The 12,478-nt window shown below is 45.9% G+C and carries 17 protein-coding genes; 7 read left to right on the forward strand and 10 right to left on the reverse strand.

Annotated elements, in window-relative coordinates:
- Positions 1 to 42 precede the first annotated feature (42 nt).
- Entirely contained in the window at positions 43 to 483 is a 441-nt protein-coding gene (locus GC178_01415) for a hypothetical protein (GenBank protein ID MBI1286216.1), read from the forward strand.
- 2 nt (positions 484 to 485) lie between these two features.
- Positions 486 to 911, forward strand: a complete 426-nt coding sequence (locus tag GC178_01420; protein MBI1286217.1) for a hypothetical protein — start codon at positions 486 to 488, stop codon at positions 909 to 911.
- Here GC178_01420 and GC178_01425 read toward each other — a convergent pair.
- Entirely contained in the window at positions 908 to 1,327 is a 420-nt protein-coding gene (locus tag GC178_01425; GenBank protein ID MBI1286218.1) for a T9SS type A sorting domain-containing protein, read from the reverse strand. The two genes, GC178_01420 and GC178_01425, sit on opposite strands and share 4 nt — an antisense overlap.
- A 63-nt stretch (positions 1,328 to 1,390) precedes the next feature.
- On the opposite strand from GC178_01425, the gene GC178_01430 reads away from it, so the two are divergent.
- Positions 1,391 to 2,110, forward strand: a complete 720-nt coding sequence (locus GC178_01430; GenBank protein ID MBI1286219.1) for a hypothetical protein — start codon at positions 1,391 to 1,393, stop codon at positions 2,108 to 2,110.
- On the opposite strand, the gene GC178_01435 is transcribed toward GC178_01430, so the two are convergent.
- A complete protein-coding gene (locus GC178_01435; GenBank protein ID MBI1286220.1) occupies positions 2,107 to 3,069 on the reverse strand; it encodes a pseudouridine synthase in 963 nt (320 codons plus the stop codon). The two genes, GC178_01430 and GC178_01435, sit on opposite strands and share 4 nt — an antisense overlap.
- A gap of 18 nt (positions 3,070 to 3,087) precedes the next feature.
- Positions 3,088 to 3,450: a YraN family protein gene (locus tag GC178_01440; protein MBI1286221.1), complete on the reverse strand. Its 363-nt coding sequence runs from the start codon at positions 3,448 to 3,450 to the stop codon at positions 3,088 to 3,090.
- 97 nt (positions 3,451 to 3,547) lie between these two features.
- Here GC178_01440 and GC178_01445 point away from each other — a divergent pair, with 97 nt between their 5' ends.
- Positions 3,548 to 4,186 carry a DUF4412 domain-containing protein gene (locus GC178_01445; GenBank protein MBI1286222.1) on the forward strand — a complete coding sequence of 213 codons (639 nt, stop codon included), beginning with the start codon at positions 3,548 to 3,550 and terminating at the stop codon, positions 4,184 to 4,186.
- On the opposite strand, the gene GC178_01450 is transcribed toward GC178_01445, so the two are convergent.
- Genes GC178_01450 through GC178_01460 form a run of 3 tightly spaced genes read right to left on the reverse strand, consistent with a single transcriptional unit; the run spans position 4,187 to position 5,645 of the window.
- Positions 4,187 to 5,095, reverse strand: coding sequence for an LD-carboxypeptidase (locus GC178_01450; GenBank protein MBI1286223.1), 909 nt, complete (start codon positions 5,093 to 5,095; stop codon positions 4,187 to 4,189).
- Between the two features lie 12 nt (positions 5,096 to 5,107).
- Positions 5,108 to 5,410 (reverse strand): type II toxin-antitoxin system RelE/ParE family toxin, encoded by a 303-nt coding sequence (locus GC178_01455; GenBank protein ID MBI1286224.1) that lies wholly within the window; start codon positions 5,408 to 5,410, stop codon positions 5,108 to 5,110.
- A gap of 13 nt (positions 5,411 to 5,423) precedes the next feature.
- Positions 5,424 to 5,645 (reverse strand): type II toxin-antitoxin system ParD family antitoxin, encoded by a 222-nt coding sequence (locus GC178_01460; protein ID MBI1286225.1) that lies wholly within the window; start codon positions 5,643 to 5,645, stop codon positions 5,424 to 5,426.
- Positions 5,646 to 5,809: 164 nt separating this feature from the next.
- Between GC178_01460 and metG the strand changes: the two genes are divergently transcribed.
- Positions 5,810 to 7,855, forward strand: a complete 2,046-nt coding sequence (gene metG, locus GC178_01465; GenBank protein MBI1286226.1) for a methionine--tRNA ligase — start codon at positions 5,810 to 5,812, stop codon at positions 7,853 to 7,855.
- A gap of 221 nt (positions 7,856 to 8,076) precedes the next feature.
- Here the strand turns inward: metG and GC178_01470 are convergent, their stop codons facing one another.
- Positions 8,077 to 8,562 (reverse strand): hypothetical protein, encoded by a 486-nt coding sequence (locus tag GC178_01470; protein ID MBI1286227.1) that lies wholly within the window; start codon positions 8,560 to 8,562, stop codon positions 8,077 to 8,079.
- A gap of 335 nt (positions 8,563 to 8,897) precedes the next feature.
- Complete coding sequence (locus GC178_01475; protein MBI1286228.1) at positions 8,898 to 9,275, reverse strand: hypothetical protein; 378 nt, start codon at positions 9,273 to 9,275, stop codon at positions 8,898 to 8,900.
- A 106-nt stretch (positions 9,276 to 9,381) separates the two neighbouring features.
- Here GC178_01475 and GC178_01480 point away from each other — a divergent pair, with 106 nt between their 5' ends.
- Positions 9,382 to 10,020: a hypothetical protein gene (locus GC178_01480; protein ID MBI1286229.1), complete on the forward strand. Its 639-nt coding sequence runs from the start codon at positions 9,382 to 9,384 to the stop codon at positions 10,018 to 10,020.
- A 536-nt stretch (positions 10,021 to 10,556) separates the two neighbouring features.
- Here GC178_01480 and GC178_01485 read toward each other — a convergent pair.
- Positions 10,557 to 10,799, reverse strand: a complete 243-nt coding sequence (locus GC178_01485; protein MBI1286230.1) for a hypothetical protein — start codon at positions 10,797 to 10,799, stop codon at positions 10,557 to 10,559.
- A gap of 97 nt (positions 10,800 to 10,896) precedes the next feature.
- Between GC178_01485 and GC178_01490 the strand changes: the two genes are divergently transcribed.
- Positions 10,897 to 11,124 (forward strand): helix-turn-helix domain-containing protein, encoded by a 228-nt coding sequence (locus GC178_01490; GenBank protein MBI1286231.1) that lies wholly within the window; start codon positions 10,897 to 10,899, stop codon positions 11,122 to 11,124.
- 609 nt (positions 11,125 to 11,733) lie between these two features.
- On the opposite strand, the gene GC178_01495 is transcribed toward GC178_01490, so the two are convergent.
- Positions 11,734 to 12,270 (reverse strand): hypothetical protein, encoded by a 537-nt coding sequence (locus GC178_01495; protein ID MBI1286232.1) that lies wholly within the window; start codon positions 12,268 to 12,270, stop codon positions 11,734 to 11,736.
- Positions 12,271 to 12,478: the final 208 nt, after the last annotated feature.

Below are 12,478 nucleotides of genomic sequence, written 5' to 3' on the forward strand. Positions count from 1 at the left end.
TGTACTGATAATCAGTAACTTGGTTCATCTAATTCGATTCCCATGAAACAACTCGGCTCCATTTTCATTTGCTTGTGCTTCGCACAACTTGGTTTTTCTGAACCGCAGGACACATGTAAAATGCTTTCGGAAGACCACATTAAATTGTGGTACAACAAATCGAACAATGAACTCAAGGAAAACCCACCATTTCAGATTCTGATCCGTGATACCATTGTTGTCGGCATCAGAAATTCAGACATCTCCAAACTGCGCATGTTGGAGTCTTGGGCCCGATCAGAAAAATGTGTCAGCGAGATCAGAACCGATGTAGAGATCGATAATGAAACCACCAACTACATCCATTTGGAATCGCGATTGCAGGAAGATCGGTTTGAGTTGGTCATGCTGTTCCTGAATCGCGTTCGGAAAAAATGTGAGCAGCTGGGAATTGACCCCTGTCATGCCCTCATCGGTTTTAAGACCAACCACAGAGACCTATAAACATGAAACGACTTATTTCCATCTTATTTCTGGTGTCCTTTTCATTTATCGTGAATGGACAATCGTCCAAGAGCACTTGTAGAGCAGATTGGGAAGAGCAGCTGAGAAAATCGTACGACAATGGCAGCGAAAACCCTTCTGTCCTTGAATCCCTTGAAATTGGAATCTATGGGAAGGATCTTTCCAAATTAGAAGCACTTGAAAAGTGGGCAAACACCCATAAACTTGAATCAACGCTGCTTACGAATGTTGAGCCTTGGGAGGACAATGCCAGTAATAAACTCGAAATTCAGACACACATCGATGAAGATTCATTCGAAAATGTCTTGGCCTTCCTCAACCCGATAGCTGATCTGTGCGAAGAACAGAACATCAATCTTTGCAAGATGGTCGTGATAGAGATGAAATTTGATGTGGACAACGACTAATTCTTCTTCAGCACCTGTTTGATGACGACTTTCCCGCCTGCGGAAAGATGAAAATAGTACCGCCCTGCGGGAAGGTCGCTGCCCAGATACTTCAGCGTATGCGGTCCTTCGGTCATGTATTCGTTGGCCACGGTCTCCACTTCCTGACCGAGAATATCGAACACTTTCAGCGAAACCTTTCCGCTCTCAGGCAAGGTGAGATTGACCGTGATCTCTCCCGCAAACGGGTTGGGTGCAAACCCCAATTCCAAACTTGGACGCGATGATCGGTCCATAGTGGTGGAAGGTTCTCCCCACATCGATTCTTCCTCCGAAACAGCTACCATATTCGTTTGCTGCCCGAACAATTGCGACACCAAAAACGTAAGCAGCATGGACAGTTGTATACTTTTTCCCATGACATTGACTTTTCCCATCCTAAAGTTAGCATTGAAGTCAATTAATTGATAGTCACTAACTTGCCTTGCTTTTCGGTTTTGTTGCGAATCCTTGTAATCATAACGTTTCTGTGCTCGTTGGCAGCAGATGTGGCCTTCGGCCAGATCGCGTGTCCTGCCATGGGATTTACGCAGGTAAACGTGAACAAAAAGGACCGTTTGGCAGGTTTCAGTTCGGCCGTGCGCCACAACCGAAAGAAGACACGGATGGGCGATTTCTTTGTGGCCAAGAAACGTTCGGGTTCAGGGTTCTCCAACAAGGATCCTTTCAGCGTGAAGACAAGCCGCAAGAAGCTTTTCCGCGACTATGACGAGTTTGCAAGCAAAGGCCGAGGCAAAGGAAATTATTACGACAAGGATGAATTCGCTACGCGGAACAAACGAAAAGGTCGGTTCCGAAGTTTTGATGAGTTTGCCACACGTGAAAGGCGCAGCAAGCAGTTCCATGATTTTGATGAGTTCGCCTACCGCAGAAAGACCAAACGCGTGAACATCGATTCGCAGTTTGCGGTGCGTTCCACGGAGAAACGCTTCAACAGCAGCAAGAAGCAGAAAAGCGAATTCCGATCCAAGAAGAAACGCGCCAAACAGGCACGAAGCGAATACACTCCTTTTGCCAGCACGCGTTCGCCATTTGTGGGCGAAAAGCAGCACCGCGACCCACAGATCGGCCTTTGGGGCGGCTCGGTGGGCAACCGCAGCGGCAAAGACAAACGCCCGATGACCCCGCTACCCGATCCAGAGAAGAAAAAAGACGATTAAGGTTTTGCCTTGCCCTTCTTAGCCGTTTTCCCCGCCACCTGCTTCAACATGGTCACTTCATTGTCCCGTAAGAAACGCCATTTCCCGCGCGGAATGTCCTTTTTGGTGAGGTTGGCAAAGAGTGAGCGGTCGAGCCGAATGACCTTGTAACCGAAATGCTCGAAAAGCCTTCGCACAATACGGTTTCGGCCTGAATGGAGTTGAATTCCCAGTTCGGTTCCGTTCGGTTGTTCCTGCACATAATTCACAATATCGGGCTGCATGAAGCCGTCTTCCAACTCCACGCCTTCATTCATGGCGTCCAAGTGTTCCTCGGTCATCGGTTTGTCGAGATACACGTGGTAGATCTTCTTTACGAGGCTTGAAGGATGCGTGAGCTTTTTGGCCAGATCGCCATCGTTGGTAAAAAGCAACAATCCTGTTGTATCCTTATCCAATCTTCCAACTGGATAGATGCGCTCCGAACAGGCATTCTTCACCAGATCCATCACCGTTTTGCGGCCTTTTTCGTCAGATGTGGTGGTAATGAAATTCTTGGGTTTGTTAAGCAGCAGATAACGCAGCTCTTCGCCTCGCAGCAACTTCCCTTCGTACTTCACTTTATCATCGCGCTGCACGCGATAACCCATTTCTCGAACCACTTTCCCGTTCACCTCGATCTTCCCTGTGGCAATGAGCTCATCGGCCTCGCGTCTCGAACAAACACCCGCCTTGGCGATGTATTGATTGAGGCGCGGTAGCGGATTGGCACCTTCCACCTCTACGGGACGTTTCTTGCCTTTTCCTCCCAAGCGCGGTTTTCCCGCTGGCTTGGAATCGGAGAAACGCTTTTTCGGTCTTTCTCCACCTTCTCCGAACTTCTTGCGGTCGCCCGATGCGAATGGTTTTCTGTCGCGGCCTTCTTCGTTGGGCCGACCCTGACCGCGTTTGCCGAACGGCTTTTTTCCTTGTTCTCTCATTGCGTGCGCAAAGATAGTTTAGGCCAGAGGATAGAATGCGTCTTCCATGTGGTCGATGCTGGTTTCTTTGGCGGTGGCCACAATGGAAATGACATCGAATCGGGCTTCCAGTTCCAGTTCGTGTTGCTGCAAATAATCGTTTGCCGCCTGAATGATGCGTTTCTGCTTAGCCATCGAAACGGCCTCGCTCGGATCACCGAAAAAGTCTGTGGAGCGCGTTTTCACTTCCACAAAAACAATGGTGTTGCCAATTCGAGCCACAATATCGAGTTCGTTTCGGCCGCTGCGCCAGTTCTCATCCAGAATGGAATAGCCTTTTTTCAGAAGTTCCTTCACCGCAAGGTTCTCCCCTTTCTCTCCAAGTTTGTTGTGGTCGGCCATTTGATTTCAATGAATCTTGAAGGTAAAGGAAACCTTTGAGACATCAATCACGTAAAGCCGCCCGACCATAAACTGAAAACGCACAAAAACTCTGCTCATGCGAATCGGGAATCTGCTGGCCGCAGGCCTTCTAACAATCGTCTCACTTGGCGCGTTTGCCCAAGGATTTGAGGGATCGATATACTTCACAAAGTCAAACATGATGGATGTGACGCAGTATGCGTACCACGTGAAGGGAAACATGGTTCGGATAGATGAGATCGTAGAGGGAAGCGATAAGTTGGTGGCCACGTTATTGGTAAACTTGGAAACGGGCGATATGACCGCTTTGAGCCACGAGCGTAATCTGTATATGAACCGCCCAGGCAGCTTAGACAAAGCAAGTGCTTCGGGCTCTGAAGTGATCGAAGGACAACTGAAGCGTTCCATACATGGCATGAACTGTTCGCAGTACCGTGTAAAGAACAAGGATGCGGATCGCGAGATCATGTATTGGGTAACGGAAGGCGATTATGCATTCTTCCCAAAGCTGTTGAAGATCCTGAACCGAAAAGACAATTTCTCCACCTACTACATGGAGATTCCGAACTTGGACAATAAGCTACCGCTGTTGGCTCAAGAAAACACGCTTTTGCGCGATAAGAAAGGTTTCCTTCAGGTAGATAAGATCGAGAACAAGAAGTTGGACGATGCGCTTTTCAAAATTCCAGAAGGGTTTGAGAAGGTAGAGCGCTAATTACGATACATATTGGAACTGCGAGCCGCTGTCTGTAATTCGGACAGCGGCTTTTTTGCCTAAAACAAGTGCGCGGTTGTCGTCAATATGCCCTGCGGGGAAATTGAAACAAATGGGATAATCGTATTCTTCCACCGCTGCGCGAATGATCTCTTCAGCCGTTTTACCGAACGGAATCGCATTGTCGTTCATGTCGCTCATGCCGCCAATGATCAAACCTTTCAAGTTGTCCAATTTCCCGTTGCGTTTGAGGTTCATCATCATGCGATCAATGTGATAGAGATACTCATCCAGATCTTCCAAAAACAGAATTTTTCCATCTGTTTTGATGCCTGATTTTGAACCAAGAATGGAATACAGAACCGACAGATTTCCACCAACAATCTCGCCTTCCATTACACCATTTCGGTTGAGCGGATGCGATGCAAATTCGTAGCTCGGTAAATCACCTTTCAACGAGTTGATGAGTGTGGTGATCTGCACATGGTCTTCGGGCAGATCTTTCATGCTCAAAGGCATGGAACTGTGCAACGTTGCAACCCCGTAATTCTGGTTGATGTGCGCATGCAGAACAGTGATATCGCTGAATCCGCACAGCCATTTCGGGTGCTTCACAAACTCCGAGAAATCAAGTTTGTCAATGATTCGTACCGTTCCATAACCACCGCGTGCACAAAGAATGGCGTTGATGTCGGGGTCATCCAACATGCGCTGCATGTCGGCAGCCCGATCTTCATCACTTCCCGAAAACTGATTCTGCGCCCCGAACATGCGTTGTCCCGTTCGAACCGTGAAACCTGCATCAGCCAAAACACCAATGGTCGGTTCTACTTCTTCCCAGGTCAGTTTACGTGCTGTTGCAACGATACCGATTGTGCTTCCAGGTTTAAGAAATGGTGGAATTTTCATGCGACTGCGAACTTAGAAATGTCTTGGCAGATCACGGCTTCCATGCAGCACGCGAACAATTCTGACGTGGTCTGCGAGGATGCGATAGAACACGACATGCGAGCCCGAAGGAAAACTCCGCAGACCTTTCTTTATCTCATTCCTTTCCCTGCCGAGTTCGGGATTGCCCACCAATTGATAGAAGACGGTATCAAGTTCCGTCAGATACTCAACGGCCTGATCCGTTCCGAATTCCTCTTCCGTATAGATGAATATTTCTTCCAGGTCTTCATCCGCTGGAAGAGAAATTTCAAAATGTCCTTTTTTGCTGAACATGCTACGAACCTGACTAACGGGTTCGGGTCTTGATAATATCCTTGACACTGCGCTTGCTTGCTGGCCCAGACCATCCTTTCTCGATTTCCTTTCTCAGATCCTCGATCATACGGTTTCTCAGGGCCTCATGCAGTCTGAGCGCATCGCGCACTACCTCGCTGGCATTCTGAAAATCGCCCGATTTGATCTGCTCAGCGATGTACTTTTCCTGCTTTTCCGTGAAACTGACGTTCATAGTTTCCTTCTTTTGAAATACCTCTCAAAGATAAGCTCGATGTCCGTATTTGACAAATATGGACAGGTGCGCTGTCCACAGAACGAATGAAAGCTCAGCATTAGGACGGGCTCTTCATTCATGCGTACTCGTATTGCTATCTTCGCAGGCCAAATTAACAAGCTTTGACCGCATACAAACGACATCTGATCACAGCCGCACTGCCATACGCCAACGGCCCCATCCATTTGGGTCACTTGGCAGGCGCTTACCTGCCATCCGACATTTACGTTCGGTATATGCGTTTGAAGGGTGAAGATGTGCTTTTCGTGTGTGGTTCGGATGAGCACGGAGCGGCCATTACCATCAAGGCCAAAAAAGAAGGAATTACGCCACAGGAAGTAGTTGACCGCTACGATGCGATCATCCGAAAATCCTTTGCCGATTTTGGAATTGATTTCGACATCTATCATCGAACGTCCTCGAAGTTGCATCACGAAACGGCTTCCAACTACTTTTTGGAACTGCTGGAAAAAGATGCGTTCACCGTTCAGGAAAGCGAGCAGTATTTTGATGAGGAGGCGCAGCAGTTCCTGGCCGACCGATACATCACAGGAACGTGTCCGAAATGTGGCCACGATTCCGCATTTGGTGATCAATGCGAGAATTGCGGAAGTGCGTTGAGCCCAACAGAGCTCATCGACCCGAAATCAACACTTAGTGGCAGTAAACCCGTTTTGAAAACCACCAAGCACTGGTACTTGCCCATGCAGGACCACGAACAATGGTTGAAGGAATGGATCAACCAGGGAACGCTCGAAGGCAAGCAGCATCACAACCCCAAAGAGTGGAAAAACCACGTGGTCGGACAGTGCAATTCATGGATCGATGGTGGATTGCAACCGCGCGCCATGACACGCGACCTCGATTGGGGTGTCCGCGTTCCAGTTGAAGGTGCTGAAGGGAAAGTGCTTTACGTTTGGTTGGATGCACCCATAGGTTACATCAGTGCCACCAAGCAGTGGGCGCTCGACAATGGCAAGAACTGGGAAACGTACTGGAAAGACGAGGAAACGCGTTTGGTGCATTTCATCGGCAAGGACAATATTGTTTTCCATTGCATCATCTTCCCCATTTTGCTGAAAGCACATGGCGAGTTCGTTCTGCCAAATAATGTTCCCGCCAACGAGTTCTTGAATCTGGAAGGACAGAAGCTTTCCACTTCGCGCAACTGGGCAGTTTGGTTGCATGAGTACTTGGAGGAATATCCAGACAGGATTGACGCGTTGCGTTATTGTATCACTTCTATTCTTCCAGAAAACAAGGACAGCGAGTTCACGTGGGCTGATTATCAGGCACGGAACAATAACGAGTTGGTGGCCATTCTGGGCAACTTCGTGAACCGTGCCGTGGTGCTTACGCACAAGTACTTTGAAGGAAAAGTTCCCACTTCTGACTTCGACCAAGATGTGTTGGATGAAGTGAAAACCCACTACGGTAAGGTTTCGGAGAATTTAGACAAGTTCAATTTTCGTCAGGCATTGAGCGAAGCCATGAACGTGTCTCGTATCGGCAATAAATATCTGGCCGATAACGAACCTTGGAAGACAATCAAAATAGACGAAGCTGCGGCTAAAAAGGTCATTGCAACCTCACTGGCGATTGCCGAGCATTTAAAGAATTTGATTGCTCCATTCTTGCCAAACACTTCCGAAAAACTTGCTCAAATCCTTAATGTTTCAGCACCGAATTGGAATGCGGAAAGCACCATCACCGAAGATCATCAATTGAACAAGGCCGAACTGCTTTTCACCAAGTTTGAGGATGAAGAGGTTGAGAAGCAAGTGAATAAGCTGAAGGAAGCTTCGGCAGCGGCCAAACCAATTGAGCTGGAGCCTGCCAAACCGGAAACCACCTTCGATGTTTTCCAAAAACTCGACATCCGCATAGCGACCATACTTGAAGCTGAAAAAGTGGCGAAAACCAAAAAGCTGCTCAAACTGAAAGTGGATACGGGTTCTGATCAACGTACCGTTGTTTCCGGAATTGCAGAATTCTACTCGCCCGAAGAAATTATCGGAAAACAGGTCTGTCTGTTGGCCAACCTCGCCCCACGCGACATCAAAGGCATTACCAGCCAAGGCATGATCCTGATGGCAGAAAGTCCTGATGGAAAACTGTCTTTTTTGCTTCCGAGCCAAGCGGTAGCCAATGGCTCATCCATAAGTTAGAAGGGGTTATTTTTGCCCCGCCTTTCGGCAATGGCCTCGTAGTTCAATGGATAGAATAGAAGTTTCCTAAACTTGGTCAATATAACACATTGATTTTCAAATAAGTAAGCAAGTTTTTATCGAGCTTATTGTCAAACATTTAAGGTACCGCTCTTTTATGTTTACGCAGCTAGAAAATAATTGAAATCGGATCACGCATAGCGTGATCCGATTCATCACATTTACTCTTCAATGACAATGACATCATTGAATGTTGTACTGAATTGCTCAACCTGATGGGTTGGAACTATGACCACGATTCTTTCAGCGCCTAGCGCATGAGCAACACTCAATCGATGTTTGCCGTCATGAACCCAAATCTTGTTAGGCATTGGATGGGCTTGGAAATGCTTGTCTCTAAACAGCACCATAGGTGGTGTTAGTGGAACAGCCTCTTCCCATTCCAAAAGAATCTCGCATAGGGTTTCTCGGATTTGGTCACGTCTAAAAAGATGTGGTTCCCTCACGATTGGGGCGTACAATTCATCAAAGTGCTGTACCAAGTCGTCCATTGGAACTTCAATTATTGATAGCCCTTCTGGAATGATTCGTTGTACAGGTGCGTTGATGTGTTCATCGATGTCATCAATGTCATTGAACGACCTGTGAAAAATTGGTTCAACCTGAGCAAAATGCCCATGGTTAAATAGTCTAATTACTTCTTCCATTGCTTTGAAGATTTCGTTTATAAAGTATCTCGGAACCAGTGTCCCTTGATACTATTAGAAGGAAATGTCAAAATGTTTCACCTATGCTGAAGAAATTCAAGAAGCCCCATTCCGCTTGACAGGAACTCCCAAGCGCAAAAAACCAATACAATCGCTAAAACCACCAAGCTGTAAACGAGAATTGCCTTACCTAGTTCGTCCTGTTGACCGTCATTCATTGGGTTAAACCGTATCAAACGTGCTGGTGTATCAAAAAATCCTTGAGACAGGAAAGATACAGCGAGCTAGAGCGTATCTCGTTTATTCTTTTGAAACTCCTGATACACCTTTTAACCTTACTCTATACCTTTTCGAAATCTTGCTAACGCGTACCCGATTATACTTCCAAATAATGTTCCTAGCGTACAGTCGGTAATGTTCTCGGTATATCCAAGAATGCATATTGGTATTACCACAGCCAGAATAGTTGCTAAATCGAACGCGTACTTCCACCACTTGGGATTAAACAGGTCGGCAAGGGATTTGCCTATTTGTCCGAATACAGGTGTGACCTTTTCTATTATCTCGGCAAGCTGTAGTTGTTTGGCTTGTTCCTCAAGTACTGAGGTCATTTGAGTAACCTGCTGCTTCAGTCCTTGATTCTCTTTGGTTAACTGTTCAATGATGTCTTCTGGTCGTGCTTCTGGTTGATGTTCCTGTTCTTCTTTGCTCATGGTGGGGAGAATTATTTAGAAGTCCGTGATTGCAACCATCGTGCCACTAAGAAGCCAAGAATACAATAGTTTTTGAATTTGTAATAAAATTAGTTACATTAGTACCATGAAAGAAAAAGCAATAATCATATCAAGGTGTTCTACTAATGAGAACCGTCAGGATGTAACCCGTCAGTCAGAGGAACTACGGTCTAAGTATGGGCAATCGTATACTCTGGTCAAAGAATTCAGCTACTACCAATCAGGTACTAAGAATGACCAGGTGAATGATGAGATATTGGAATACGCCATTGCCAATGATGTTAAGCATATCATCGCACTCGAAATTTCACGGATTTCTCGTAAGATTTCATCGTTTGCCCTCTTCCTAGAAAATTGCAATTCTCGCCACATCAACATAATCATAGATAACTTCGGTATGCACACCTTGCTTCCAGATGGAACGCAGAACGCCTTAATTCAGAGTACGCTTAGTATCGCGAGTGCCTTTAGTTCAATGGAGCTATCGTTGATAAAATCGAGATTGGACAGTGGACGGGAAAAATATATCCGTGATGGTGGTAAACTGGGGCGTAAGGTAGGTTCGACCGAAAGCGATGCCACAACCCTCCAAAAACATTCGGACGTGGTAAAATACTTGAGACAACGGCAATCGGTTCGCATCACTATGAAACTCACAGGAAAAAGTAGTGGTACGGTTCAGAAGGTAAAACGAATTCTTTCAAGCACGAAGAAAGCCGCGTAATTCACGCGGCTTTCTTATAAGCCAAATGCTTCTGTTCACTTGGAACGCCTAGATTCCACTCCCTCCTTAAATCCCTTGCAATAGCAGGGCGTTGGATTTATAAGTGAGTTGGCTGATTGATTGTGTCTCTGAACATAACTATGACAGCAACTGCTACAGTCACTACCCATATCAGAAACCATCTGACCAGCCGCAAAGCCTCGGTCATAGTCTGCTGGTCTACTACTACAATCTATGGCTTTTGGGGAATCACCACCAGTCAATTCAGCAAACCCAATCACCACCACAAGTGTTAAACACAACGTTATATACATGGAAGCCAGTAGTATCGACATCCTTCCCTTAGTAAATGCCTCCCATACACCTACTTTCGCTATGTGCCCTTGATTCTCTCTATAGAACTTCTGAAGCAAATAAATGCTGTAAAGCAGCAGCAGAAGAAAGATTCCATTTATCACCCAAACCATCATTAAATCTAAGGATTACAATTGGAGGGAAAGCCGCGTGATCACGCGGCTTTCTCCATTAATATTTGTTCAATCACATGAACAGGTGGTTTGTGCATCACCAAGTTCGTTTTCCACCCAGTCTGTCCATTCTTCGGCATCATCAAACAGTGGGTTATTATCGGAAATGTCTTCCCAGCAAACGCCTTGTTCATAATTGGCGTAAATCGGAGTGTTCACATCTGAACATTGACAACATGGGTTTGAATTCTGACTGCATGATACAAGCAGAAGTGAGACAACCAGTAGAGGTAATGCATTGATTCTTTTCATGTGTTGTGATTTGGATTAATAGTTCCCCGTAAACATATAAAAATAGGTTCACATGTGAACCTATTGGGTCGAGGTCTCATTTGCACCTTTCCAGTTCATGGAATCTGAACGGGAAGTAACATTTCGAACGGCATTTGGGGAGCGTGTGAGACGTTTACGAATTGAAAAGGGGCTAAGCCAATACCAACTGGCGGACATTAGCAATCTGGACAGGTCAACCATCAAAAGAGTGGAAGCTGGCACAATAAACACCACTTTGGAAACCGCAAAGGCTATTGCCGAGGCTCTCGGAATGACACTAAGCGAGTTGGTTGACCTTGGTTAATTGCATGGTATAAATCATTATCGGTATGAAGGAAAGAGCCGCGTGATCACGCGGCTCTTTCCTCTTATTAAATCTCTAGTTGTTGCTGAATCTGTCCTATTTCTTTCCGCAGCTTTAGAATCATCAACTGTTTGCGGTATCGTTCTTTCTTAGCTAAATCGGTTTCCACCTCCACTTTTTTCTCGGCAACCGCTATTCTGCTGTCTATGTCATCTGTCATATCACTTCCTCTTCAATTGTCCTCCACGATGCGGAGGTTATTCGTCAAATTCATCATAGCGAACACGTGTTCATATCTCCCCTTTTTGGTACAGATTTTCCAAAAAATTTGCGAGGCACATGACCCGTGTTTTGTACATGATTTACATTCATCACCGATGAGTTAGGTTACGTAGTCCCCGGTCCCCTCCCCGTCAATCGTAGGCAGGGGGGTGTAGTGTAAACTCAATTTGTTGGTAAAGCTCACGTAAAACTTTCTTCCGTTTCTCTGGTATCTGTTTCAACCATGCGTATGACCCTGTGGCAGTTTTTGCCTCTTCCAAGTCCCTGAACAACCTTGGATAACCATATTGTAAGACGGCTTGGTCAAATATGTCTAATTCGTAATTCTCACTCATAATCTTTCGTTTTAATAGTGGTTATGGAGACCCCCGTTTTGGTGATGTATTCTATCCATCGTTCCAAGTCGTGAACCTCTTGCTGGTAATAGTTCATTTCTGAAAATGCCGTTTTCAATAGTTGTACAAACTGATTTCGGTCTTCTGCTTTGTAGTAGGCATGAATGTGATTATGCTTGTTTACCAAGCCCTGCTCGATGGTGTAGTGGATTTCCACGTCCTTGTATCCCATTCCTCTTACTGCGTACCCGATAAGCTCGTGTATGTCACTTTCGCTAATCGGTGTGTTTGGGTCTATCGTTAACGAATAATACCCTGATGACCTTGGCAACTTACGTTTTCGCTTTCGTTGCCTCTTGAATACAGGTATTAGCATGTCGTGTATTCTCCATCCGTTCATGCCATCCTTGTATAGTACAGTTTCTGGTTTGGTCTCAGATAATTGTGCTGCAATCTTCCTTACTTGTCTCACACTGAGGTCTGTTTTCTCTGCTACCTCTTGAGTTGTGTATTCTTCCTTTCTAATCATTCTTTAATCTTTAATTAAGTCCATGTCACACCCTAGTCGGAGTATCATTTGACCTCTAGCGTGACTTGGTTATTTATATATAAATAGGACGGTCTTAGTCAAAAGACCGATGTCGGACTGAAAAAGTCTGCCGAGACTTAATTAACCGAATATTTCAAGTACAAACCGTAACATTTGGTCAGTCTTGTGGTGACGTTTTGGACGCCTG

It is taken from the genome of Flavobacteriales bacterium (genome assembly GCA_016124845.1).
Classification (GTDB): domain Bacteria; phylum Bacteroidota; class Bacteroidia; order UBA10329; family UBA10329; genus UBA10329.

What these genes read in the sequence shown, in the direction of transcription:
- GC178_01450 (MBI1286223.1), bottom strand. Translation starts at nt 5,095, where the DNA reads ATGAAAATTCCACCATTTCTTAAACCTGGAAGCACAATCGGTATCGTT.
- GC178_01480 (MBI1286229.1), top strand. Translation starts at nt 9,382, where the DNA reads ATGAAAGAAAAAGCAATAATCATATCAAGGTGTTCTACTAATGAGAAC.
- GC178_01485 (MBI1286230.1), bottom strand. Translation starts at nt 10,799, where the DNA reads ATGAAAAGAATCAATGCATTACCTCTACTGGTTGTCTCACTTCTGCTT.
- GC178_01490 (MBI1286231.1), top strand. Translation starts at nt 10,897, where the DNA reads ATGGAATCTGAACGGGAAGTAACATTTCGAACGGCATTTGGGGAGCGT.
- GC178_01445 (MBI1286222.1), top strand. Translation starts at nt 3,548, where the DNA reads ATGCGAATCGGGAATCTGCTGGCCGCAGGCCTTCTAACAATCGTCTCA.
- GC178_01425 (MBI1286218.1), bottom strand. Translation starts at nt 1,327, where the DNA reads ATGGGAAAAGTCAATGTCATGGGAAAAAGTATACAACTGTCCATGCTG.
- GC178_01435 (MBI1286220.1), bottom strand. Translation starts at nt 3,069, where the DNA reads ATGAGAGAACAAGGAAAAAAGCCGTTCGGCAAACGCGGTCAGGGTCGG.
- GC178_01455 (MBI1286224.1), bottom strand. Translation starts at nt 5,410, where the DNA reads ATGTTCAGCAAAAAAGGACATTTTGAAATTTCTCTTCCAGCGGATGAA.
- GC178_01415 (MBI1286216.1), top strand. Translation starts at nt 43, where the DNA reads ATGAAACAACTCGGCTCCATTTTCATTTGCTTGTGCTTCGCACAACTT.
- GC178_01475 (MBI1286228.1), bottom strand. Translation starts at nt 9,275, where the DNA reads ATGAGCAAAGAAGAACAGGAACATCAACCAGAAGCACGACCAGAAGAC.
- GC178_01440 (MBI1286221.1), bottom strand. Translation starts at nt 3,450, where the DNA reads ATGGCCGACCACAACAAACTTGGAGAGAAAGGGGAGAACCTTGCGGTG.
- GC178_01460 (MBI1286225.1), bottom strand. Translation starts at nt 5,645, where the DNA reads ATGAACGTCAGTTTCACGGAAAAGCAGGAAAAGTACATCGCTGAGCAG.
- GC178_01495 (MBI1286232.1), bottom strand. Translation starts at nt 12,270, where the DNA reads ATGATTAGAAAGGAAGAATACACAACTCAAGAGGTAGCAGAGAAAACA.
- GC178_01470 (MBI1286227.1), bottom strand. Translation starts at nt 8,562, where the DNA reads ATGGAAGAAGTAATTAGACTATTTAACCATGGGCATTTTGCTCAGGTT.
- GC178_01420 (MBI1286217.1), top strand. Translation starts at nt 486, where the DNA reads ATGAAACGACTTATTTCCATCTTATTTCTGGTGTCCTTTTCATTTATC.